21 protein-coding genes are annotated in these 23549 nt (G+C 69.6%); 15 read left to right on the top strand and 6 right to left on the bottom strand.

Annotated elements, in window-relative coordinates; all coding sequences use genetic code 11:
• Positions 1-91: 91 nt before the first annotated feature.
• From ACRYCC_RS06730 to ACRYCC_RS06700, 7 genes are read left to right on the top strand one after another with little or no spacing between them, the layout of a single operon-like run.
• Complete coding sequence (locus tag ACRYCC_RS06730) at positions 92-2278, top strand: MMPL family transporter (RefSeq protein ID WP_433809696.1); 2187 nt, start codon at positions 92-94, stop codon at positions 2276-2278.
• Entirely contained in the window at positions 2275-3537 is a 1263-nt protein-coding gene (locus tag ACRYCC_RS06725) for a nucleotide sugar dehydrogenase (protein WP_433809695.1), read from the top strand. The genes ACRYCC_RS06730 and ACRYCC_RS06725 overlap by 4 nt, the downstream gene beginning before the upstream one ends.
• A 39-nt stretch (positions 3538-3576) precedes the next feature.
• Positions 3577-4794, top strand: a complete 1218-nt coding sequence (locus tag ACRYCC_RS06720; RefSeq protein ID WP_433809694.1) for a cytochrome P450 — start codon at positions 3577-3579, stop codon at positions 4792-4794.
• A 31-nt stretch (positions 4795-4825) separates the two neighbouring features.
• On the top strand, positions 4826-6169 hold the full coding sequence (locus ACRYCC_RS06715; protein ID WP_433809693.1) for a cation:proton antiporter: 1344 nt from the start codon (positions 4826-4828) through the stop codon (positions 6167-6169).
• A 43-nt stretch (positions 6170-6212) separates the two neighbouring features.
• Entirely contained in the window at positions 6213-7952 is a 1740-nt protein-coding gene (locus ACRYCC_RS06710; protein ID WP_433809692.1) for an NAD(P)/FAD-dependent oxidoreductase, read from the top strand.
• Positions 7953-7982: 30 nt separating this feature from the next.
• Positions 7983-9641 (top strand): NAD(P)/FAD-dependent oxidoreductase, encoded by a 1659-nt coding sequence (locus ACRYCC_RS06705; RefSeq protein ID WP_433809691.1) that lies wholly within the window; start codon positions 7983-7985, stop codon positions 9639-9641.
• Positions 9641-10201, top strand: a complete 561-nt coding sequence (locus tag ACRYCC_RS06700) for a flavin reductase family protein (RefSeq protein ID WP_433809690.1) — start codon at positions 9641-9643, stop codon at positions 10199-10201. The genes ACRYCC_RS06705 and ACRYCC_RS06700 overlap by 1 nt, the downstream gene beginning before the upstream one ends.
• 121 nt (positions 10202-10322) lie before the next feature.
• On the opposite strand, the gene ACRYCC_RS06695 is transcribed toward ACRYCC_RS06700, so the two are convergent.
• The 3 genes from ACRYCC_RS06695 to ACRYCC_RS06685 all read right to left on the bottom strand — a co-directional run bounded on the left by ACRYCC_RS06695 (position 10323) and on the right by ACRYCC_RS06685 (position 14026).
• Positions 10323-11855, bottom strand: coding sequence for an FAD-binding oxidoreductase (locus tag ACRYCC_RS06695; RefSeq protein ID WP_433809689.1), 1533 nt, complete (start codon positions 11853-11855; stop codon positions 10323-10325).
• 445 nt (positions 11856-12300) lie between these two features.
• Positions 12301-13047 carry a nuclear transport factor 2 family protein gene (locus tag ACRYCC_RS06690; RefSeq protein WP_433809688.1) on the bottom strand — a complete coding sequence of 249 codons (747 nt, stop codon included), beginning with the start codon at positions 13045-13047 and terminating at the stop codon, positions 12301-12303.
• Between the two features lie 211 nt (positions 13048-13258).
• Positions 13259-14026 (bottom strand): nuclear transport factor 2 family protein, encoded by a 768-nt coding sequence (locus tag ACRYCC_RS06685; protein WP_433809687.1) that lies wholly within the window; start codon positions 14024-14026, stop codon positions 13259-13261.
• A gap of 248 nt (positions 14027-14274) precedes the next feature.
• On the opposite strand from ACRYCC_RS06685, the gene ACRYCC_RS06680 reads away from it, so the two are divergent.
• From ACRYCC_RS06680 to ACRYCC_RS06665, 4 genes are all read left to right on the top strand, one after another.
• The gene (locus tag ACRYCC_RS06680) at positions 14275-15219 is read left to right on the top strand and encodes a UbiA family prenyltransferase (protein ID WP_433809686.1); all 945 of its coding nucleotides are present in this window, start codon (positions 14275-14277) and stop codon (positions 15217-15219) included.
• A 25-nt stretch (positions 15220-15244) separates the two neighbouring features.
• Positions 15245-16858, top strand: coding sequence for a class I adenylate-forming enzyme family protein (locus ACRYCC_RS06675; RefSeq protein ID WP_433809685.1), 1614 nt, complete (start codon positions 15245-15247; stop codon positions 16856-16858).
• 34 nt (positions 16859-16892) lie between these two features.
• The gene (locus ACRYCC_RS06670; protein ID WP_433809684.1) at positions 16893-17837 is read left to right on the top strand and encodes an NAD-dependent epimerase/dehydratase family protein; all 945 of its coding nucleotides are present in this window, start codon (positions 16893-16895) and stop codon (positions 17835-17837) included.
• Positions 17838-17968: 131 nt separating this feature from the next.
• Positions 17969-18496 carry a hypothetical protein gene (locus ACRYCC_RS06665; protein WP_433809683.1) on the top strand — a complete coding sequence of 176 codons (528 nt, stop codon included), beginning with the start codon at positions 17969-17971 and terminating at the stop codon, positions 18494-18496.
• A gap of 33 nt (positions 18497-18529) precedes the next feature.
• Here ACRYCC_RS06665 and ACRYCC_RS06660 read toward each other — a convergent pair whose 3' ends face one another.
• Positions 18530-19000, bottom strand: coding sequence for a MarR family winged helix-turn-helix transcriptional regulator (locus ACRYCC_RS06660; protein ID WP_433809682.1), 471 nt, complete (start codon positions 18998-19000; stop codon positions 18530-18532).
• A gap of 97 nt (positions 19001-19097) precedes the next feature.
• On the opposite strand from ACRYCC_RS06660, the gene ACRYCC_RS06655 reads away from it, so the two are divergent.
• The 4 genes from ACRYCC_RS06655 (at position 19098) to ACRYCC_RS06640 (ending at position 21233) form a co-directional block, all read left to right on the top strand.
• On the top strand, positions 19098-19646 hold the full coding sequence (locus tag ACRYCC_RS06655) for a dihydrofolate reductase family protein (protein ID WP_433809681.1): 549 nt from the start codon (positions 19098-19100) through the stop codon (positions 19644-19646).
• 109 nt (positions 19647-19755) lie between these two features.
• Positions 19756-20100 (top strand): DUF1801 domain-containing protein, encoded by a 345-nt coding sequence (locus tag ACRYCC_RS06650; RefSeq protein WP_433809680.1) that lies wholly within the window; start codon positions 19756-19758, stop codon positions 20098-20100.
• Between the two features lie 154 nt (positions 20101-20254).
• Complete coding sequence (locus ACRYCC_RS06645) at positions 20255-21061, top strand: DUF5753 domain-containing protein (protein ID WP_433809679.1); 807 nt, start codon at positions 20255-20257, stop codon at positions 21059-21061.
• On the top strand, positions 21048-21233 hold the full coding sequence (locus ACRYCC_RS06640; RefSeq protein ID WP_433809678.1) for a DUF397 domain-containing protein: 186 nt from the start codon (positions 21048-21050) through the stop codon (positions 21231-21233). Before ACRYCC_RS06645 ends, ACRYCC_RS06640 begins: the two co-directional genes overlap by 14 nt.
• Here the strand turns inward: ACRYCC_RS06640 and ACRYCC_RS06635 are convergent.
• Together ACRYCC_RS06635 and dxr are read right to left on the bottom strand one after the other, a co-directional pair.
• Complete coding sequence (locus ACRYCC_RS06635; protein ID WP_433809677.1) at positions 21230-22177, bottom strand: 4-(cytidine 5'-diphospho)-2-C-methyl-D-erythritol kinase; 948 nt, start codon at positions 22175-22177, stop codon at positions 21230-21232. The genes ACRYCC_RS06640 and ACRYCC_RS06635 overlap by 4 nt on opposite strands.
• Positions 22174-23400: a 1-deoxy-D-xylulose-5-phosphate reductoisomerase gene (dxr, locus tag ACRYCC_RS06630; protein ID WP_433809676.1), complete on the bottom strand. Its 1227-nt coding sequence runs from the start codon at positions 23398-23400 to the stop codon at positions 22174-22176. Before dxr ends, ACRYCC_RS06635 begins: the two co-directional genes overlap by 4 nt.
• Positions 23401-23549 lie beyond the last annotated feature (149 nt).

Raw genomic sequence — 23549 nt, 5'->3', positions numbered from 1 at the left:
GACCCATGACACCCCCGCCATTTATCAGGAGGGAAGCGAGATGTTGGCAAAGCTGACCGGCTTTACACTTCATCGTCCCAAAACCGTTCTGTTGATCACACTGTTCGTCATCCTCACCGCGGGAGCCCTGGGATCGGGGCTGCAGAAGCGGGTGACCGCAGGAGGTTACGAGAACCACGGATCCGAGGCCACCAAGGCGACGGCCTATCTCGAGCGCACCTTCGGCCAGAGTGAGAAGAACCTGGTGCTGGTGGTCTCCGACGGCCGCGGGGTCGACGAACCTGCCGTGGCCGCCGCCGGTCAGGCCCTGACCCAGCGGCTCTCCCGCGAGCCCGGCCTCACCGACGTGACGTCGTACTGGTCGCTGGGCAAGCCGCCGGTCCTGCGCAACAAGACCGGGGGACAGGCGCTGGTGCTCGCCCACGTCAGCGGCGAGTTCGACAAGATGATCGACCGGGCCGAGGAGCTCAGGCCCCGCTACACCGGGACCGTCGACGGTCTGCAGGTGCGGATGGGCGGCTCGGCGCTGATGTGGCAGGAGAACATCGCGCAGTCCCAGAAGGACGTGACCAAGGCCGACGGGCTGGTCTTCCCGATCACCCTGGTCGTGCTGGCGATCATCTTCGGCAGCATCGTCGCGGCGTGCGTGCCGCTGGCGGTGGCCTTCGCGACCATGCTCGTCGCGATGGCGCTGATGTTCGGCCTGACCTTCGCCACCGAGCCCTCCAACGTGGTGATCAACCTCACCACGTTCCTGGGCCTGGGCCTGGCCATCGACTACAGCCTGCTGATCGTGTACCGCTACCGGGAGGAACTGCGGCGCGGCAAGGCCATCAACGAGGCGATCACCACCGCGGTCCGCACCACCGGCCGCACCGTGATCTTCTCCTCGACCACGATGGCGATCGCGTTCACCGCGCTGCTGGTCTTCCCCTACGCCTTCCTGACCTCCATCGCGTGGGCCTGCATGGCCACCGCACTGACCGCCGCCGTCGCCTCGATCGTGGTCGTGCCGGCCCTGCTGGCCTGGCTCGGCCCGCGCATCGACAAGTGGCGGCTGGTCCGCCGCAAGGAGCAGCCCGGCGGCGCGAGCGAGAACGGCTTCTGGCACCGCACGGCGACCTTCGTCATGCGCCGGCCGGTCACCGTCTCCGGCCTGGTGCTCGTCCTGGTGGTGCTGATCGGCATGCCGGCGCTGGACATGAAGATGCGCCTGCCGGACGAGCAGATGCTGCCCAAGTCGGCCCAGTCGGCCGAGGTGGCGCAGACCATCCGCACCCAGTTCAACACCCGTGAGCTCGACGCCGTCCAGGTCGTCGTACCGGACACCGCGGGCCGCACGGGCGACCTGCCCGGCTACGCGCAGCGCCTGTCCGCGCTGCCGAACGTCTCCCGGGTCGACGCCCTCGTCGGCAGCTTCGCACGCGGCCAGAAGGTCGCCGAGCCGACGGCCGCCTCGCGGCAGTTCAGCGCACAGAACTCCACCTACCTGACGGTGGTGCCGTCCGTGGACGGCTACTCCGAGAAGGGCAAGGCGCTCGTCGACGACATCCGCGCCACCTCGGCGCCGTTCGGCGTCATCGTCGGCGGCACCCCGGCCGTCAACGCCGACACCTTCAGCACCCTCTACGACCGGCTCCCGATCGCCGGCGCCATCCTCGTGATCGGCATGTTCCTGCTGCTGTACCTGCTGTCGGGCAGCGTCGTGCTGCCGCTGGTGGCGATCGTGCTGAGCGCGCTGAGCCTGTCGGCGACCTTCGGCGCCGTGGTGTTCATCTTCCAGGACGGGCACCTGCAGTGGCTGGTCGGTGACTTCATCACCACCGGGGCGCTGATCTGGCTCATCCCGATCACCATCTTCGGGATCGCGTTCGGGCTGTCCATGGACTACCAGGTCTTCATGCTCTCCCGGATCAAGGAGGAGTACGACCGCACCGGCGACCACACCAGGGCAGTCGCCGTGGGACTGGAGCGCACCGGCCGGGTCATCACCTACGCCGCGCTGCTGCTGTCCACGGTGTTCGTCGTCTGGATCAGCTCCGGCCTCAACTACATGAAGGCGTTCGGGGTCGGCATCCCGCTGGCCATCCTGATGGACGCCACCGTCATCCGCGGACTGCTCCTGCCCGCCATCATGAAGCTGCTCGGCAGGGCCAGCTGGTGGGCACCCGCACCGCTCCGCGCTCTCCACGCCCGGCTCGGGCTCCGCGAGGCGCCCGACGAGCCGACCACCGCGCCTGACCCCGCAGGCCCCAACCCGATCAAGGTCGCCCCGTGAGCAAGGTCGTCGTCATCGGCCAAGGGTACGTCGGGCTGCCGCTCGCAGTGGCGGCAGCCCGCGCCGGCCACACCATTGTCGGCTACGACGTCGACCTCCACCGCGCGAAGCGGCTGGCGGCAGGCGAATCGTACGTGGAGGACATCACCAGCGAGGTCCTCCAAGAGGTCATCGCGGCCGGTAGCTACCGGCCGTCGTCCGACGAGGCGGATCTCGCGGACTTCGACATCGCGGTGATCACCGTCCCGACGCCCCTCAAGGAGGGGGTCCCGGACCTGTCCCACATCGAGTCCGCGGCGGGCGCGCTCGCCCGCCACCTGCGGCCCGGCGCGACGGTCGTCCTGGAGTCGACCACCTATCCGGGCACCACGGAGGACCTCCTGGCGCCGCTGCTGGAGGAGGGCTCCGGGCTGACCGCGGGCACCGACTTCCACCTGGGCTACAGCCCGGAGCGGATCGACCCCGGCAACCAGAAGTTCGGGCTCAAGGAGACGCCCAAGGTGCTGTCCGGGATCAACGAGAAGTCCACCCAGATCATCCAGGACTTCTACCGCGAGATCGCCGACACCACGATGGCGGTCAGCTCACCCAAGGTCGCCGAGCTGGCCAAGCTCATCGAGAACACCTTCCGTCATGTCAACATCGCCCTGGTCAACGAGCTGGCGATGTACGCGCACACCCTGGACATCGACATCTGGGAGGCGATCGACGCCGCGTCCAGCAAGCCGTTCGGCTTCATGCGCTTCACCCCCGGCCCGGGGGTGGGCGGGCACTGCCTGCCCATCGACCCGGTCTACCTCTCCTGGCGGGTGCAGCGGACGGTGGGACGGCTGTTCCGCTTCGTGGAGCTGGCCAACCACATCAACGGCCACATGCCGCAGTACGTCGTGCAGCGGCTGCTGACCGCGCTGAACGCCCGCCGGCGCACCGTGAACGGCTCACGGATCCTGCTGCTCGGGCTCGCCTACAAGCCCAACACCGGCGACGCCCGCGAGTCGCCGGCGCTCCGGGTGGCCGAGCTCCTGCTGGAGCTCGGCGCCGACGTGCACGCCGCGGACCCCCACGTCGTGGAGGCCGCGCCGGTGGACGAGCGGGTCACCCGGGTGGAGTTCTCCACCGCGGAGCTGGAGGCGGCGGACGCCGTCATCATCCTCACCGACCACAGCGAATTCGACTACGAGCTGGTCGCCCGGCACACGTCGTACGTCCTCGACTGCCGGCGCCGGCTCACCGCCGGCCCCGGGGTCGAAATCCTCTGACGATCACTCGCACGTCACCCGAAGGGTGGTGAACTTGACATGGCCGAACCCGCCGTCCTGCCCGACCTCAAGTCCCTCATCGGATTCGATCCGACCGACCCGGGCTTCCGGGCGGACCCCTACCCCCACTACGCCCGGCTGCGCCGGGAGACCCCGGTGCTCCGCAGCCCGCTGGGCTTCTGGCTGCTGACCCGCTACAGCGACTGCTTCCAGGTGCTGCAGGACGACCGCTTCGGTTACCCCGAGGGCGATCAGGGCGACAGCTTCTTCGTCGCGGGCTTCGACAAGCAGCGCAACTTCCTGTTCTTCATGAACCCGCCGGACCACACCCGGATGCGCCGTACGGTCCGGGAGGGCCTGACCCCCAAGGTCGTCCACGCGCTGCGCCCCTACGTCCAGCGCGTGGTGGACCAGCTGCTCGACCAGGCCCTGGCCGACGGCACGGAGTTCGACCTGGTGTCCGAGCTGGCCCACCCGCTGCCGTTCGGAGTGATCTGCGAGCTGCTGGCCGTCCCCGAGTCGGACCGGCCGATGATCCATCGGCTGGCCCAGGAGTACCTCGCCGGCATCGGGGCGAAGTTCTCCGTCACCGCCGAGCAGGAAGTGGCCCGCGACATCGCGCTGGAGGAGCTCAACGACTACTTCGGGGCGCTCGCGGCCGAACGGCACACCACCCCGGGGCACGACGTGCTCACCCACCTGGTGAAGTCCCGGGAGGCCGGCGGCCTGAGCGAGGACGAGCTGCTCGGCACCTGCGTGCTGCTGTTCGTCGCCGGCCACGGCACCACCACCAACATGATCTCCAACGGCGCGCTGGCCCTGATGCGCAATCCCAGCCAGCTCGCCCGCTTCCGGAGCGAACCGGAGCTGGAGTCGAACGCGGTCGAGGAACTGCTCCGCTACGACGTCTCCACGCACCAGTCGTTCCGCATCGCCCGCACCGACGTGGAACTGCCCGACGGCCAGGTCATCCGCCAGGGCGAGCAGGCACTGGTGGTCCGCGCGGCCGCCAACCGGGACCCGGCGGTGTTCGACGACCCGGACCGGCTGGACCTGGGACGCAAGGACATCCGCCATCTGTCGTTCGGCACCGGGCGGCACATCTGCCTGGGCTCCGCGCTGGCGCGGATGCAGATCCGGGTGGCCCTGCAGACCCTGTTCGACCGGGCGCCCGCGCTGCGCCAGGCCACCACCGACCTGGAGTACTACCCGAGCCTGCTGCAACGCGGGCCACGCTTCCTGCCCGCCGTGCCGTAACGAACGGCCCGAGGAGACCCGAGGAGACCTCATGGTGCACGCGGCGAACCCCGTCGCCCCCATAGCGGCACACCAGTTGCTGATCTTCCTGTTGCAGGCAGGTCTGCTGCTGCTGCTCGCCCTGCTCATGGGCCGGCTGGCGATGCGCTACAAGATGCCCGCTGTCGTCGGAGAGCTGTCCGTGGGCGTGATCCTCGGGCCGTCGCTGCTCGACCACGTGGCGCCCGGCCTCACGCACTGGCTGCTGCCCAAGGAGCCGGGGCAGTTCCACCTGCTCGACGCCTCCGCGCAGATCGGCCTGCTGCTGCTGGTGGGCCTGACCGGGATGCACATGGATCTCGGGCTGGTGCGGCGCCGGGCCGCCACCGCCGCGGGCATCAGCATCGCGGGACTGCTCATCCCGCTGGGCCTGGGCATCGGCGCCGGTTACCTGATGCCCGCGGAGTTCCTGGGCACCGGAGGGCACCGGTCGGTCTTCGCCCTCTTCCTCGGGGTCGCGATGTGCGTCAGCGCGGTCCCGGTCATCGCCAAGACCCTGCTGGACCTCAAGCTCGTCCACCGCAACATCGGGCAGCTGACGCTGACGGCAGGGATGGTCGACGACGCGGTCGGGTGGGTGCTGCTGTCGGTGGTCGCCGCCATGGCCACGACCGGAGTGCGGGCGGGCGACCTCACGATGTCGCTGGTCTGGCTGGTCGTGGTGATCGCGTTCGCGGCGACCATCGGCCGCCCGATCGTCCGGATCACCCTGGGCCTGGCGGCCCGGTCCCGGGACGCCGGCCCCACCACCGCGGTGTGCGTGGTCATCGTGCTGCTCGCCTCGGCGGCGACCCAGGCGATGAAGCTGGAGGCCGTCTTCGGGGCCTTCGTGGCCGGCATCCTCATCAGCTCGTGCGGAGGCATCGGGCCGGCCCGTCTCGGCGCCCTCCGGACGATGGTGATGGCCGTGCTGGCGCCGCTGTTCTTCGCCACCGCGGGACTGCGCATGGACCTCACCGCGCTGGGCCGGCCGCGGGTGCTGGTGGCGACACTGGCCCTGCTGTTCATCGCCATCGCCGGCAAGTTCGCCGGCGCCTACCTCGGAGCGCGGCTGAACCGCCTGAACCGGTGGGAGGCCCTCGCCCTGGGCGCCGGGATGAACGCCCGGGGAGTGGTCGAGGTCGTCGTCGCGATGGTCGGCCTCCGCCTCGGCGTGCTCGGCACCGAGACGTACACGATCGTCGTCCTGATCGCGATCGTGACCTCGCTGATGGCCCCGCCGATCCTGCGGACCGCCATGTCGCGGGTCGAGTACACCGCAGAGGAGCAGCTGCGGAAGAACAGCCACGAAGGTTCCCTCTCCGCGGCCGACGGGGATCGCGAGATGGCCGCGTGACGACCGTCCGGCCCTTGTCTCCGCACAACGATTGGAGCAGCTGATGCCGAAAGATTCATCCCCGGCCGCCCGCCGGCCGGAGACCGATGTGGTCATCCTCGGCTCGGGCATCGCCGGGACCGCGCTCGCGGCCGTGCTCGCCCGGGGCGGCGCGAAGGTCCTGATCCTCGACGCGGGCAGCCATCCGCGGTTCGCCATCGGCGAGTCGACGATCCCCTACACCTCCATGCTCATGCGGCTGGTGGGCGAGCGGTACGACGTGCCCGAGTTCAAGCTGCTCACGACCTTCCACAACGCCCAGGCCAACATCACCAGGAACGGCGGGATCAAGAAGAACTTCGGGTTCCTCTACCACCGTGAGGGCGAGGCGCAGATCCCGGAGGAGTCGCACGAGTTCCCCATCCCGAAGATCACCCACACCGAGAACCACTTCTTCCGCCAGGACCTGGACTCGTGGCTGCTCACCGTGGCGATGCGGCACGGCGCGCAGGTCCGGCAGCAGGCCAAGATCAGTGACGTCGACTTCGACGACGACGGCGTCACCGTCATCTCCGACAGCGGCGAGACCTTCCGGGCCCGGTACGTGGTGGACGCCAGCGGCTTCCGGTCCCCGGTCGCGGCCAAGTACGACCTCCGCGAGACGCCGAGCCGGCTACGCCACCACTCACGCTCGATCTTCACCCACATGATCGGTGTCACGCCGTACGAGGAGACCGTGGCGCCCGGCACCTTCAAGACCTTCAACAAGTGGAGCGAGGGCACCCTGCACCACGTGTTCGAGGGCGGCTGGATCTGGGTGATCCCCTTCAACAACCACGCGCGGGCCACCAACCCGCTGGTGAGCGTGGGGCTCCAGGTCGACCCGAGGATCCACCCCCAGCCGGAGGGGCTCACGCCCGAGCAGGAGTTCCGCCAGTTCATCGAGCGGTTCCCCAACGTGCGCAAACAGTTCGAGAACGCGCGCTCGGCCCGGGAGTGGATCGCCACCGGCCGGCTGCAGTACTCCCCCAAGCAGACCGTCGGCTACCGGTACTGCCTCACCTCGCACGCCGCGGGCTTCATCGACCCGCTGTTCTCCCGCGGCATGTCCAACACCTTCGAGATCATCAACGCCCTCGGCTGGCGGCTGCTGGACGCGCTGCGCGACGACGACTTCTCGGTCGAGCGGTTCGCCCCCGTACAGCAGCTGGAGCAGGGGCAGCTGGACTTCAACGACAACCTGGTCGCCAACGCCTACACCGCCTTCTCCGACTTCGGGCTGTGGGACGCCTGGTGCCGGGTCTGGGCGCTGGGCCAGTTCCTCGGCACCATGGAGATCAACCGGGCGTACGCGAAGTTCCTCCACTCGCACGACCTGTCGGTGCTGGAGCCGCTCGAGCGCATCGCCCCGGACGGCGCGGTGCCCGAGTACGAGCCGCTGCGCACGATGTACGCACAGGTCAGCCAGGCGGCCCGCGACGTCGCCGAGGGCCGCAGGGACGCCGCCTCGGCGACGAAGAAGATCATGGATCTGCTCGCCGCCGCGGACTACGTCCCGCCGGTGGGCCTGAACGATCCGGCGTGCCGCTACTTCGGAGTGACGTTCTCGGGTGCCCGTACGTCCATGCAGTGGGCCAAGCGGGAGGCTCCCGAATTCATCGGGCAGCTCATGCACGAGGGCCTCACTCTCTTCATCCGCCACCGGCTCGACCGCAAGGAGTACAACCTCGCGGAAGAGCTCAGGTACGCCGTCGCGGCCCGCAAGCACCTCGGCAAGCGGCTGCGCGTTCCCGCGCCGCGCTGACGCCGGCCCGAACTGCCACAGGGAGAGACCATGAGCCCCGACCAGAAGACCTACGACATCATCATCCTCGGCTCCGGCCTCGCCGGGTCCATGCTGGGGTCCGTCCTCGCGCGGCGCGGCGCCGACGTCCTGATCCTCGACGCCCGCTCGCACCCCCGGCCCGCCCAGGGCGAGACCGTGTCACCGCGCGCCGCCGCCGCGCTGCGCGCGCTCGCCGAGCGGTACGGCGTGCCGGAGATCAAGACCCTGACCACCTACGACAACTGCAGCCAGATCATCAACTGCACGTTCGGCGTGCGCCGGCACTTCGGGTTCATGCTGCACGAGGCGGGCCGGCCGCAGGACCCGCACAAGGTCAACCAGGCCACCAACGGCCCGCTGGAGGACCCCGCGCACCTCTACCGGCAGGACAGCGACGCCTACCTGTTCCACGCCGCCGTCCGGTACGGGTGCGACACCCGGCAGAACTACCGGGTGTCCGGCATCGACGCCGACGCCGCGGGTGTCACGGTCCACGGCGCCGACGGCAGCTCCTACCAGGGAAGTTACCTCGTGGACACCGCGGGCCGGCAGTCGCCGGCGGCGAAGGCGTTCGGGGTCCGCGACGAGACCCCGCGGTTCCGTCACCGGTCCCGCTCGCTGTCGACGCACCTGATCGGGGTACGCGACACCGACGAGGTGTACGCGGGCCGGCGGTCCGGGGACGTCCCGCCGAAGCCGTGGCACTCGGGCACGATGAGCCACCTGTTCGACCACGGGTGGGTGTCGGTCGTCCCGTTCGACAACGAGCCGCGCTCGCGCAACCGGCGGTGCAGCGTGACCCTCACGCTCGACCCCCGGCACCACCCGAAGGACCCCGGGGTATCCGCGGCGGAGGAGTTCGCCGCGTACACGGCCCGGTTCCCCGACCTGGCCCGGCAGTTCGAGCACGCGCTGCCGGTCCGCGAATGGGAGGTCACCGAGGAGGTGCAGTACTCCTCGAGCCGGGTCACCGGCGACCGGTGGTGCCTGATCGGCGAGTCCGCCGGCTTCGTCGACCCGCTGTTCGCCCGCGACCTGTCCGACACCGCCGAGGTCATCAACGTGCTGGCCTGGCGGCTGCTGCGCGCGATCGGCGACGGCGACTTCTCCGCCGAGCGTTTCGCCTACGTCGAGCAGCTCCAGCAGGGCCTGCTCGACTTCGACGACCAGCTCGTCGACTCGGCCTACAGCGCCTTCTCGGACTACCCGCTGTGGAACGCGGTCTTCCGCATCTGGGCCTGGGGCACGGGCGCGGGCACCTTCCGGCTGCAGGAGGCGATGGCCAGGTTCCTGTCCGACGGGCGCGACGAGCACTTCACCGCGCTCGAGGACGTGCCGTACCCCGGCTTCTTCTGGCCGGACCACGACGGCTACAAGAAGCTGTTCGAGGAGATGGTGGCGCGCTGCCAGGCCTACGACGCCGGGCTCGTCCCCGGAGGCGAGGCGGCGGCGGAGCTGTACGACGCCATCGGGCAGTCGAACTTCTTCCCCAAGTACCTCGGGTTCGCCGAGCCGGAGGTGCGCTTCCTGCACCCGACCCCCAAGGCGATCGTCAAGTCGCTGCGGTGGGCCTCCCGGCAGGCCGACCCCGAGCTCAAGCGGCTGCTCGTCGGGAACATGAAGCACGTCGTCAGGTCCAAGCTGCGCCGCCGCCTGGGAAGCGCCTGATGGTACCGCTGAGCCTGATGCCGTACCGCACCGAGATCGAGATGCCGGGGCCGGCCGTGCCCAGCGACCAGTTCCGGCAGATCATGAAGATCTTTCCCAGCGCGGTATCGGTCGTGACCACGCGGGACGGCGAAGGCCGTCCCCGTGGTCTGACCTGTAGTGCGATCTGCAGCCTGTCGATGGATCCGCCGACCATGCTGATCTGCGTGAACCGGCGCAACGGGAGCCTCGCCGCCATCCGGGAGAGCGGGGGGTTCGTCATCAACCTGCTGCGCTCCGGACGGCGGGGCATCTCCGAGATGTTCGCGTCCGCCTCATCCGACAAGTACGCGGAGCTCACCTGGCGGCCCGGCCCCAGCTCCGGGATGCCCTGGCTGCCGGACGACGCCCTGGCCTACGTCGAGTGCCGGCTGATCGCCGATCTGGCGGCCGGCTCGCATGCGATCCTGCTGGGCCTGGTCACCGGCGGCCAGGCCCACCCGGCCGGCGAGGGGCCGCTGGTCTACTGGCACCAGAGCTACGGCCGCTGGGCCGACGACCTCGAGCACCCATCGCCTTGAGCCGCGCCCCGACCCCCGCCACCGTCCTCCGCACCCTGCCACCACCCCGGCCGCGGGAACGTCCCGACCATGTCAGAGCCTGGTCGAGACGTCCCCGCGGCCCTTTCACGAGCCCGGCCCCTCAGGAGCCGATGGACTGCTGGAAGTGGAAGAACCCGTCCGGGTCGTACCGCCGCTTGACCTGCACCAGCCGCCGGTAGTTCTCCCCGTAGTAGGCCTGCCGCCAGTCGGCGAGCGACGGGTCCATGAAGTTCTGGAAGGACTCCCCGTTGGAGTACGGGTCCATCGCGGCGAAACCCTGGTCCAGCACGCCCAGCATGGCCGCCTTGTCGTCCGCGGTCGCCGCCGGGTCGATCAGCACGTACGCCAGGCCGAGGTAGAACTTCGAGGTGCGGTGCACGAAGGCGGTCTCGGTGCGCGACTTCTCGTTCACCTTCCCGCCCATCGCGCGGAACGACAGGACGCGGGCCTGCCCGGCCCGGCGGGCGCCCTCGAAGGCCGTCAGCAGGCTCGCGATCCCGTCCTGCGGGATCGAGCGGCCGAAGAACCGCCCCCGGTGCATCGCGAAGATGTTGCGCGGCAGCTCGGCCTCGGGGTTGTGCCCGACGCGGTGACACTGCGCCGGTGTCTTGGTGGGGCATCCCCACAGCGCCATCATCGTCTGCCGGTAGGGCTGGTCGAGCACGGCGCGGGCGGCCGGCGCGGTGCCGACCAGGGCGGCGAGCTCGTTCAGCTCGGTCTCCAGGTCGGCCTGGGTCCCCAGGGACGTGCCCGACACCTGCACGATCGGCACCACGCCCGGGGCGGCGTTGGGCAGCGTGATGAGCAGGTTGGCGGCCACGTCCGGGGAGAGCGCGGTGAGCCAGTCCTGCCAGGCCCTGATCACCTGCGGGGCGGCGTCCCACGGCCAGGAGAGCAGGTAGCTGACCATGGTGGTGACCGGGACCGGCCGGATCCGGTACTGGGTCACCACGCCGAAGTTGCCGCCGCCCCCGCCGCGCAGCGCCCAGAACAGGTCCGACTTCTCGTACGGGCTCGTGGAGATGATCCGGCCGTCCGCGGTGACCACCTGCGCGCCGACGAGGTTGTCGCAGGCCGCGCCGTACTTGCGGGTCAGCGGGCCGATCCCGCCGCCGGTGACGAAACCACCCGCGGCGACGGTGGCGCAGGTCCCGTTGGGAGTCGCGAGCCCCTGCGGCGCGAGCACGGTGAGCGCGTCGACCGCCTGGGTGCCCGCCCCCATCGCGACGGAGGTCGATCCGACGGCCACCTGGTCGAGCCGTGACACGTCGACCACCATGCCGGTCGTGGTGGAGTAGCCGGCGTTGCAGTGACCACCGCTGCGCAGGGCCACCTGCAGGTCGAGATCCTGGGCGAACAGCAGGCAGTCGCGTACGTCCGAGGCGGTCTCGCAGTACACGATGCCCTGCGGCCTGATCGTGTCGTACGCGGCCACTTGGAGATGGGTCGCCTCCTCGTAACCGGCGTCACCGGGCAGGAAGACGTCACCGGACACGGTGGCCCGCAGGACGTCCCAGCTCGCCAGCCGGGTACGGACCGGTCCAGGGCCCATGGAGGCGGGGGCACGGCTCAGCTGGCTGGCGACGGCGGCCGAGGCACCCAGCCGCAGGAAGGACCTTCGGTCCACGGACATGGCAGACTCCTTGTGGCTTCAGGGCGTGGCATCAGGGCGTGGCATCAGGGCGTGGCATCAGGGCGTGGCATCAGGGCGTGGCAGCGGGACGCGGCTTCGGGTGGTGGCCTGGGGCCTTCGAGCGGGACCTTCGAGCGGGGCCTTCCGGGGCGGGGTATCCGGGGCGGGGTATCCGGGGCGAGATGGTCTCCGGCGGACGGCCCGGCGACCCGGACCGCCCGCCGGAGGTGCGCGACCCCGCAGGAGGAGACGAACCCGCCGGGGTGCGCGCCGGCCGCGCGGCGCTGCGCGCCCGGCGGCGTGGTGCCGTCCCTCCGTGATCATGCAATCGATCGTCGATCGATTGCATGATCACGGAGGGAACGGCCCGGGGGAGGAACGGCCCAGGGGAGGGAACGGCCCGCGGAGGGGAACGTGGTGGGGATCCGGGCTCCTGGGCGCGGGGTCAGGAGACGAACAGCGAGTTGTTGTGCGGCAGCACGTCGGGGACCTCGCCCACCGTGTCCCAGTGCTCGACGATCTTGCCGTTCTCGAGCCGGAAGAGGTCGTTGAAGGCGTACGGCTTGCCACCGACCTTGCCCTCGGACTGGGCGTAGACGAAGTTGCCCTCGGCGACGAGCAGGTGCAGCCGGTCGTACTGCCGGGTCTGCCGGACCAGGGAGAGCAGCCCGGAGACCCCGTTGGGCACGTTGGGGCTGTGCTGGATGAGGTTGTCGCCGTCGAACAGGTCGCCGGGCTCCGGGTCCTGGCCGCCGATGAAGATCTCCTCCATCACGCGCCGGACGAGCTCGCGGTTCTCGTCGGTCCGCTCCTTGTCCGCCACCAGGGTGGGGCCGTCGACCAGGCCGTTGCCGTTCACGGTGTCGGCGATCGCCGGCTGCACGACCTCCCAGTGCTCGATGATCCGGTCATCCTGGACCCGGAAGAGGTTGAAGGCGACCAGGTGCTGGGACACGCCGTCGCAGTGCGCGTGGAACACGACCCATTCGCCGTCCGCGATGGCCCGGTCGATGTGGTACCGGAGGCCTACGGTCTTGAGCTGCACGATCGTCGACCTGAGCCCCGCCCGGTCGTCGGGCACGATGGGGCTGTGCTGCACCAGGTTCTCGTGCCAGTGGCGGTACACCGCGTCGGGATCGAGCTGGACGAACAGTTCGGTGATGCCGTAGACGACGCGACTCTTCGGGTCCATGTGCTCCTCCAGGAGTAATGGTTGGTGGCCGGATTTCACTGAAGCGGGGCACTGAGGCCGATTTATGCTCACTTGTCAGTACACCGGATGGGCGGTAAGAACCTCTGCAGCGGAACCGCAGAGGGACGTCAAAGTTGCCGCTGATTAAGGAAACGGCGCTCCTCGCCTTGCGGGGCGAAAAGCGCCGTTCCGGGAGCGGCCGAGCCGATGGTCAGAACACCCCGTTGTCGTGCGGCAACTGAGCGGGCACCTCGCACGCGACGTCCCAGTGCTCGGCGACCTTTCCGTCGGCGACCCGGAAGATCTCGTAGAAGGAGTGCGGAACGCCGCCCAGCTTCCCCTCGGACTGGGTGAGGACGAAGTTCCCCTCGGCCACGATGCGGTGCAGCTTGGTGTACTCGACCGTCCGGCCCTCCTGCGCCAGTTCGTCCAGCGCCTTGGCCAGTCCCGACACGCCGTCCGGGATCAACGGGTTGTGCTGGATGAGCGCGTCACCGTCGAAGTACTCCCCCAGCGCCTGGGCGTCGCCGCCGACGAAGACGTCCTCGATCAGCCGCCGGACCAGCTCACGGTTCTCGTCCGTGCGGTCCAGATCGGTGGGCTCGGTCGGGCCGTCGACCATCCCGTTGCCGCTGACGGTCTCGGTGGCCTCCGGCTGCATCCCCTCCCAGTGCTCGGCGATCTTCCCGTCCACGACCCGGTAGAGGTTGATCAGGATGAGCGGCACCGGGGCGAAGCCGATGACCCGGGCGTGCAGCACGGCCAGGTCGCCCTCCCCGAAGGAGCGCAGCAACTCGTACGTGGCGCCCTGCTGCTTGGCCTGGTTGATCGAGGCCTGCAGGCCGTCGTGGCCGCCGGGAAAGACCGGGCTGTGCTGGATGAAGTCCTGTGAGTAGTAGCGGCCGGCCGCGGCGGCGGTGTCCGGACCGCCGGTCAGCTCGAGGACGCCCTCCGCGACGAGGGCTGAGATTTGCGTCATCTTCTGTCCCGTTCCTTCCAGAGCCGGATGTCGCATGAATGAGGTCAGCCTGGCAGTGCGGGCCGCGCCGCCTCCACGGCACGGAAATGACATCTTCCTGCTCATTGCCAGGGCAGGGCAGATCCCTGCCCTATCAGCCGTACGCAATTGATTGCCATCGTCGTGCCATTTTCCCAGGAATGGCGCCGGACGTACGTTTATTTCCTCACCACATATGCAGGGAAGCTCCATCCGAAGGACGGCGACTCATGGCGACGACCCTCATGCCCGCGGCCTCCAAGCAGCGCATGGGCGCCTACGCGAGACTGGCCAACCTTTATTTCTACGACTATTACCTGTGCGTGCTGGTGGTATGGAGCCTGGTGGCGGCGACCGCGCGCTTCCAGGGCGACACCCTCGTCACCCTCCTGCTGGTCGATCTGGGCTGGGTGGGGGTCGTGGCCGCCACCGTCACCTTCGACGACGTGACCGGCTATCGCGACGGAAGCGACGACCGCAACTACGCGCCCGAGCAGGCGACGCTGCGCAACCGCGCCAACAAACCGCTGCTGGCCGGGGATCTCACCGTCGGCCAGGCGGTGCGCTTCGGCTGGGCGGTCTCCGCCTTCGGCGCCGTGATGTGGGGCCTGTCGATCGCGGTGGCCCCGCATCGGCCCGGCTGGGCGATCCCGGTGGCGCTGTTCGTCCTGCTGATCAGCGTGCAGTACTCCTACGGCCTGAAGCTGAGCTACCACCGGGCCCAGGAACTCGTGCTGCTGCTGAGCCCCGGCCTGCTGGTCCTGCTGCCGTACGGCCTGCTCACCGGCCGGGTGACGGGTCTGGTGCTCCTGGAGAGCTACCTGTTCGGGCTGTGGAGCCTGCTCGTGTCGGTGTACTCCAACATGAACGACATGGCCGGCGACCGGGCCGCGGGCCGCCGGAACCTGGCGACCACGTGCTCGCCGCGCGCCTACCGCGCCGTGGTCGCGGCCATCAGCGCCACCGAGGCCGCCGCCATCGCGGTCGCGCTCGCCGCCGGAGCCGTCTCGTGGTGGTTCCTGGCGTTCGTCGCACCGGTCCTGGTGATCCGAGTCCGGCAGCTGCGGGCCGGCCTGCTCCGGGACGACTTCCTCACCGCCCGGAAGCTGGGGATCACCGCGCACCGGGTCGGGACCGTCGTGCTCATCATCGCCAATCTCGCGCTCGTCAACTAGCGGACATCCCGGAGGACCTGAGCTCATGAGCGACAAGCAGGGGAAACGGCCCAACAACATCGGCCTGGTGTTCGAGTACTTCGCCGGCTCCCGGAACCCGGTCTTCCACCTGGACCGGCCCTTCGACATCGCGCCCCGGGGCGGCACCCGGTACACGGTCGGCGAGCTGGCCGGGCTGGTCGCCCGCGTCTCCGCCGGCCTGCACGAGGCCGGGCTCCGCTACGGGGACCGCCTGGCGATCATCAAGGACAACCACTTCGACGTGATCCTGCTCGCCGCGGCGGCCGCCCGCATCGGCGCGCTGCCCGCGATGATCTCCGCCACCATCAAGCCGGAGAACCTGCAGATCATGATGGAGCGGCTGGACCCGGCGGTGCTGGTCGCCAGCCCCGGCACGCTGGCCGCCGCCGGCCAGGCCGGGATCTCCCTGGTCGGCCCCGACGTGGCGATCATCGCCGCGGGGGCCGGCGAGGTGCCCCCGGGCCTCCGGACCTTCGACGACCTGCGGTCCGGTCCCGTACCCCCGGCGAACCCCCGCCCGGACGACCAGCCGATGGTCTGCACCCACACCTCGGGGACGACGGGCGTGCCGAAGTTCGTGGTGCACTCGGCCAACACCACCGTCGGCGTGAACACCAAGCTGGAGACCGCGCCCATTCCGCGGCTGTCCATCCGCAAGGACGACACCGTCGCCTCCTGCATCGCGTTCATGCACATCCGGGCGATCACCTGGACGGTCGCACAGCTGGCCCGGCCGCCGGCCAAGGTCGTCATCCTGGCCGACCCGACCCCGGAGACGGTGATCAGCACGCTGGCCGAGCACCCGCCGACCACGCTGGAGGCCTGCCCGAACATCTACCAGCTCTGGGAGGCACTCACCCGCAGCCATCCGGACCTGTTCACCCGGGTACGGACCTACTTCAGCACCTTCGACGCCATCCACCCGCCGACCGTCCGCAGGTTCCTGGACGTCTCCGGCCGCCGGGGACCCCTGTGGGTGCAGAGCTGGGGGCAGAGTGAGGTCGGCCCGGTGAGCCTGGGCGTGTTCAACCGCCGCATGGTCGCCCCCGGGCGGGCCGGCTCGGCGGAGAACAACGTCGGCTGGCCGGTCCCCTTCGTCACCCGCTTCCGGATCGTCGACCCCGTGACGCGCCGCCGCGTCCGCCGCGGCCAGGAGGGCATCGTGCTGGTCCGCACCCGGGGCCGCTGCCTGACCTACCTCGGCGAGGACGAGCGGCACCGCGAGAAGGTCTGGCAGGGCCGGTGGAACACCGGTGACATCGGCGTACGCACCCGTAACGGGGCCATCCGCATCCTGGACCGCGAGGTGGACGTCATCCCCGGCACGAGCGGCATCGAGCTGGAGAGCCTGCTGCTCGACCGGATCGAGAGCGCCACCGAAGTGATCGTCCTCGGGGTGCCCGGCCAGCGACCGAAGCCCGTGCTGTCCACCGAGGACGGAACCCTCGACCCGGCGGTGTGGCAGGCGGCGACGGCGGGGCTGCCGGAGCTCGACGACCCCGTCGTCATCCCCTGGGAACAGTTCCCCCGCACCGCGACCTGGAAGGTCCGCCGCTTCGAGCTCCGTGAGCAGCTGCTCGGGTCGACCCAGACCCACGGCAGCGGCCAGTGGACCTGACGGCGCCCTCCCGGGCGCGGACCGGAGACGGCAGATGAACAAGATCGAACCGGGCATGACCGTCATGGTCACCGGCGCCACCGGCTTCGTCGGCGGCGCCGTCGCCCAGGCCCTCTGCGCGGCCGGCTACAAGGTGATCGCGGTCGTCCGCTCCCCGCGCCGGGCGGCGCACCTGCCGCCCGAGCAGACCATGACGCTGATCGGCGACATGCTCCGGCCGGAGACGTACCAGCCGATGGTCGAGCAGGCCGACGCGGTCGTGCACGCCGCCCAGCTGCGGGTCCCCGGGCGGATGACCCGGACGCGGCTGGCGCGGCTGGACGCCGCCGAGGAGACCATGACCGCCGCGCTGGTCAGCGCCTGCACGCGGGCCGGGCGCCGGCTCGTCTACACGAGCGGGTGCTTCGGCTACGGCGATCGCGGCGACGAGTGGATCACCGAGGAGACCCCGCTCTCCCCCTCCCCGCTGGGCGTCGGCCACGCACGGCAGGTCGAACTGCTGCGCGCCCTCCGGGGCGGCGGGCTCGACGCCGTCGTCCTGCATCTCGGCTTCGTCTACGGCCCCGGCGGGAACTTCGCGAGCGCCTTCCACGCCCAGGCGCGGGCCGGCCGGCTGAGGTGCATCGGCGGTGGCGCCAACCACTGGAGCTGTGTCCATGTCGACGACGTGGCCGCCGCCTATGTCGCCGCGCTGGAACGCGCGCCCGCCGGTGCCGAGTACAACATCGTCGACGACGCCCCGGTGACGCTCCGGAACTTCGTCGACGCCATCACCGGCGCGATGGACCTGCCCCGGGTGGGGAACGTGCCGGCCGCGCTGGCCAACGTGATCGTCGGCCGGCCGGCGGTGCGCTCGCTGGTCACCTCCTATCGGGTGCGCAACGCCAAGGCCCGCGACGAGCTCGGATGGACGCCTGGATTCCCGACCGTCGGCACCGGTCTTCCTTCAGTCATCGCCGACCTCGATAAGACCGCATAAGAGCTTTTACTATTCCCTGACAAATCGATGTAAAGCCACTGGATTAAAGGTGATCCACGGCTCCATGATGGCATTACCCGACGATTCCGCCATGGTGGCCAAAGGGTGGCCGCGGAAACCGGAGGTCCGCAATGGACGGCACTTCGCACACCCAGTTCGGAGACCCCACGGCATGGGAGATCTCCGGCGAGATGACCCGCGGGACACTGGCGGTGGCCACCCGGAACGGGCCTCGGACGGTCGGCCACGTCTCGAGTTTCTGGGGCTCGTTCTATGTGCGTCACTGCGGCCGCCTGGCGGGGTTCTCGATCCATCTGGGCCTGACGCCCGCCCCCGGCACGAAGCTCGCGACGCGCCGCCCGGCCCCCGACCGTACGCTCTTCTGGGAGGCCGTCGACCTGGCGCTGACGGACGAGCGTGACTTCGCCGGCGAATGCCGCCTGCAAATAGCGGAACGCAAGATAATGGCCAGGACGTACGGGAAAGTGGTGACGGCGGCCACGCCGTATTCGAACCACCCCTATCTGAAGATAATCCTGTCGACCGACTTCCGCGGCCTGCAGCTGAACTGGCCGGCGGACCATCGCTACCTGTGCAGCCGAGTGGAAATGCGCTTCTTCACCGAGATCCACCAGAAGCGGGCTACCCGGAGTGCCTGACGTCCGGGCCCGCGCACGCGAGCCGCGGGATTCCTACTCGCCGGGGCGCGCGCCACGGACGTCGCGCCACTGCCGCTGCAGGCGTGTGATCCGCTGGAGCGCCGCCTTGAAGCCGGTGTAGTCCTCTGCGCCGAGCGCCTGCTCGTGACGGCGCTCGATCGCCGCGAGGATGGCGCGGGCTCGCGTGATCTCGTCGAGGCCGTGGGCGGTGGGGACGACGAGTTTGGCTCGGCGGTCACGGGGATCGGGCTCCCGTGAGACGTAACCCAGGTGGACGAGTTCGTCGACGATCGTGCCGACGATCTGCTTGTGCAGGCCCGATCGCCGGGACAACTCGGTCGCCCGAGCCCCGTCGCGATCCAGGAAGGCCAGCACCGAGCCGTGCCGCGGCCGCACGTCCGGATGTCCCTGTTCGGCCAGGGTCGCGAACAGCTCGTCCTGCACGGCACGCATGAACGTGCCCGTCAGCATGCCCACGTCCGGTTCCGGCCGGTCGTCGCCCATGAGCCCTCCTAGTTAGTCACGATGATTGACGATCACGATGTTTGACTATACAGTCCTCATCAGTTGATCACCACGGCCACGACAGGGGAAGCCTGAAATGCGCAAGATCATCGCTTCGACGTACGCCACCCTCGACGGCTTCATCGACAACCCGCACCTGTGGTCCATGCAGCACAACAGCGAGGACGCCATGGCGTACGCCCTGAACCTCACGCTCGGCTGCGACGCGCTACTGCTCGGCCGCGTCACCTACGAAGGCATGGCCCAGGCATGGCCGAACATGAGCGGCAACCCCTACGCCGACCACGTCAACGCCATGGCCAAGTACGCCGTGTCCTCGACCCTCGACAAGCCGGCCGCGTGGGACAACTCCCACCTCATCCCGGGCGACAAGCTCGTCGAAACCGTGACCGCGCTGAAATCCGAAGACGGCAGGGACATCCTCATCTGGGGCAATGGCCGACTCACCGACGATCTGGCCGAGCACGGGCTCCTGGACGAGTACAAGGTCTGGATCTACCCCGTCATCAAAGGCGGCGGCGAGACCCTCTTCCGCCCCGACAGCGCCAGCACCGTCGAACTCGTCGACAGCACCACTTTCACATCGGGCGTCGTCGTCCTGACCTACCGCCCCACGCGCCCCTGAGCCCAGCCGCCCGTGTCCCGACGAGACACTTTCCCCCTGCAGTAGCGATGATCGTTTCGCGGTCCACCCATGGACCGTCAGTTTCGGCAACGACGTGAAGGAGAACACCATGAATGACGAGGTCACCCAGTACATCAACAAGGCACAGCCCTGGCAGATCGAGGTGTGCGAGAAACTGCGTGCGATGGTCGGCCAGACCATTCCCGATGTCGAGGAGCGGCTCCAGTACGGCAAGCCGCACTACCTCAAGAACGGGCACTACGCGGCCGTCATCGCGGTGGGCAAGGACAAGATCTCGTTCATGGTGTTCAACGCGGCGGACATTCCGCCGGTCAAAGGGTTTCTTCGGGCCTTGGGTAACGGTGACCGCAAGGCCGTCGACATCAGAGAAGGGCAAGCCGTCGACTACAGCGCACTCGCCGGCATCTTGAAGGAGACCGCGACCGCCCTGTAGCCGGCAGGGCCGAACACTCCCCCGGGCAGGCGCCAAGCGCCCCCGATCCGCCATCAAGGACCCCTCGCCGTTCGTTCGTCGTCCAGCGGCGTCTTCCCCTCGCGCCCCATACTCAGGGTGGCGAAGCGGCTACCTGACGTAGGGAGAGAGATCCATGGCGGGACGTCCCAAGCCCCTCAACCCGGGGAGTTCCGGTCTGGCCGTGTTCGGTTCCATGCTGCGCATGTACCGGGAGTCGGGCGGTTACAAGCTCGTGGAGTTCGGCTCCATGATCAACAATTCGGCCGGCACCATCAGTGACACCGAACACGGGAAGTCACGGTGCGACCGGTCGCTGGCGGAGAGCGCCGACCGTGAGCTCCAGACGGGCGGCGCGCTCGCGCATCTGTGGGATCTCCTGGTGAAGGGCGCCGTCTATCCCCGGTGGTTCGACTGGCCCATGTACGAGGCTCGGGCCACGACCCTCCGGACCTTCCAGCTGTTAGCGATCTACGGCCTACTGCAGACCGACGACTACGCCAGGGCTCTCCTGCATGGCGACGAAGCGGCCGTCGAGGCCAGGATGAACCGCCAGGCGATACTGACCCGACAGGAACCCCCGCCACCCTTCATTATCTGCGTGATGAACGAGGCCGCACTGTGGTACCAGGTCGGAACACCGAAGGTCATGCATGACCAGCTGATGCACTTGGTAGCGTCCGCCAGCGACAGAATCTGTATCCAGGTGGTACCGAACGGCGCTGATCGGCCCGAGGTAACAGGTGCTTTCGTACTCGCTACGCTGGAAGACCGGAGCGAGGTGTCTTATATAGAGACGGCCGCGCGTGGAATCAGCACGGGCGATAAACAAGATCTCACGACCCTTAGTGAGTCGTTTGATAGGATCCGCGCTCAAGCACTGCCCGCGCAAATGCCGCTTGAGCGATCGCTAGAACGGCGGATGAACGATGGACCTGAGTAATGCCGTGTGGCGCAAGTCAATTCACAGTGGCCAGAACGACGGTGACTGCGTAGAGGTCGCGAGCCTTCCCGGCGCCATCGCCGTCCGGGACAGCAAGAACCCCAGGGGTCCGGTGCTCGCCTTCTCCCCCGGCGCGTGGCGTGGCTTCACCGAGGCGATGAAGAGCCGCTAGAGCGGCTCGTCCGGGATGATGGTGTGCGCTCCCGGTACCGGGCCGTACCCCCAGCCCGCGGCGGAGCAGTCCGCGGTCGCCGAGAGCGTCGCCGCCAGGTCCAGCGCGTGGCCGCGGTCGCGTGCCAGGAAGGCGCAGGTGGGCCCGGAGCCGCTCACGATCGCGCCCAGCGCGCCGTGTTCCCGGCCGGCGGCGAGGGTGCCCGCGAGTTCCGGCCGGAGGGCGAGCGCGGCGGCCTGCAGGTCGTTGTCCAGCGCCGCCCCGACCGCCTCGACGTCGCCCGTGCGCAACCCGTCGAGCAGCCGCGGTGCGGCACTGAGCCGGCGCACCCGTCCGCCCTGGCGGCGGTCGTACTCCGCGTACACCGCCGGGGTGGACAGCCCGCCGCGGGCGTAGGCGAACACCCAGTGGAACCGGCCGCCGACCTCCACCGGGGTGAGCGCCTCGCCGCGGCCGGTGCCGACGGCGGTGCTCCCGACGAGCGGGAACGGGACGTCGCTGCCGAGCGTCGCGGCGATGTCCAGCAGCCGCGAGTGGGACAGGGGCGCGCCCCACAGGTGGTTGCAGGCCAGCAGTGCGGCGGCCGCGTCGGCGCTGCCCCCGGCCATCCCGCCCGCGACGGGAATGCACTTGTCGATGGAGATCGCCACCTCGGGCTCCCTCCCCAGCGCCGCCGCCAGCGCCCGCACCGCCCGCGCCGCGAGATTGTCGGCGCCGAGGGGCACGGCCTCCAGGGGCAGGACGGGGTCACCGGTCACCCGGATGGTGAGCTCCTCGGCGGGCGCCACGGTGACCTCGTCGAAGAGCGAGACGGCATGGAAGACCGTCATGAGCTGGTGGTAGCCGTCGCGTACCGGGCCGACCTGCAGCAGCAGGTTGACCTTCGCCGGCGCCCTGACCGTCACCGCGGTACGCGCCGGTGCCATCGCCCGTCTGCCGTTCATCGTCCCGCCTCCACCCGGGCCGGGAGTCGGGTGAGCTCCCGGGCCCGCTCGCGTGCCCATTGATCCGCCGCCAGCACCGCCTCCAGGGTCGGCGCGCCGGACTCCCGGTGTTCGGCGACCACTCGCGCGATCGTGTCGACGATCCCCGGGAACGGCAGCCGGCCGGCGCGGAAGGCCTCCACGCACTCCTCGTTCGCCGCGTTGTAGACCGCCGGGAAACCGCCTCCGCGCTCCCCCGCCTCCCGCGCCAGCGCCACCGCCGGGAACGCCTCCTCGTCCAGCGGGAGAAGCTCCCAGGTGTGCGCCCGGGACCAGTCCACCCCCGGCGCCGCCGCCGGCACCCGGTCCGGCCACGCCAGCCCCAGCGCGATCGGCAACCGCATGTCCGGCGGGCTCACCTGTGCCAGCGTCGAGCCGTCCGTGAATTCCACCATCGAATGAATCACGGACTGGGGATGCACCATGACCCCGATCCGGTCGAAGCCGATATCGAACAGCAAATGCGCCTCGATGACCTCCAGGCCCTTGTTCACCAGCGTCGCGGAATTGATCGTGACCACCGGCCCCATGTCCCAGGTCGGGTGTGCCAGCGCCTGTTCCGGCGTCACCCTCTCCAGCTCCGCCCGCGACCATCCGCGGAACGGGCCCCCGCTGGCCGTCAGGACCAGCCGCGCCACCTCGTCCCCCGAGCCGCCGCGCAGGCACTGCGCCAGCGCCGAATGCTCCGAATCGACCGGCACGATCTGCCCCGCCCGCGCCCGCGCCTTCACCAGCGCGCCCCCCACGATCAGCGACTCCTTGTTGGCCAGCGCCAGCGTCCGCCCCGCGTCCAGCGCCGCCAGCGTGGAGGCCAGCCCGACCGCGCCCGTCACCCCGTTGAGCACCACGTCGCAGGGCCAGGACGCCGCCTCCATCACCGACTCCGGGCCGGCCACGATCTTCGGGACCCGGAAGGCCCCCGAGGAGAACCCCCGCCGCTGCGCCTCGGCGTAGAACGCCAGCTGGAGGTCCTGAGCCGCCGAACCGCGCGCCACCGCCACCACCTCGGGCGCGAACTCCAGCGCCTGCTCCGCCAGCAGCCCCACGCGCCCCCCGCCGCCGGCCAGCCCGACCACCCGGAACCGGTCCCGGTTACGGCGGATCACATCCAGCGCCTGAGTGCCGATCGAGCCGGTCGAGCCGAGCACGACGACGTCGAGGCGTGACGGGGTCTCCGCAATCATGTTCACCATTTGATTATGCCGATCGTTCGCCGCCGGGATATCTCGGCGGGGAGGGCAATTTCGTGCCATTCCGTGCTGACACCCGCGGGCAGTTAATTGCCGTAGCGTGCAGATCTTCGCGACCGTAATTTGAAGAAGATGGCGGGTGA

It is taken from the genome of Actinomadura scrupuli, assembly GCF_050971785.1.
Classification (GTDB): Bacteria; Actinomycetota; Actinomycetes; order Streptosporangiales; family Streptosporangiaceae; genus Actinomadura_E; species Actinomadura_E scrupuli.
The sequence above is the reverse complement of the archived record's forward strand: the minus strand, read 5'-3'. Positions and strand labels throughout refer to the sequence as shown.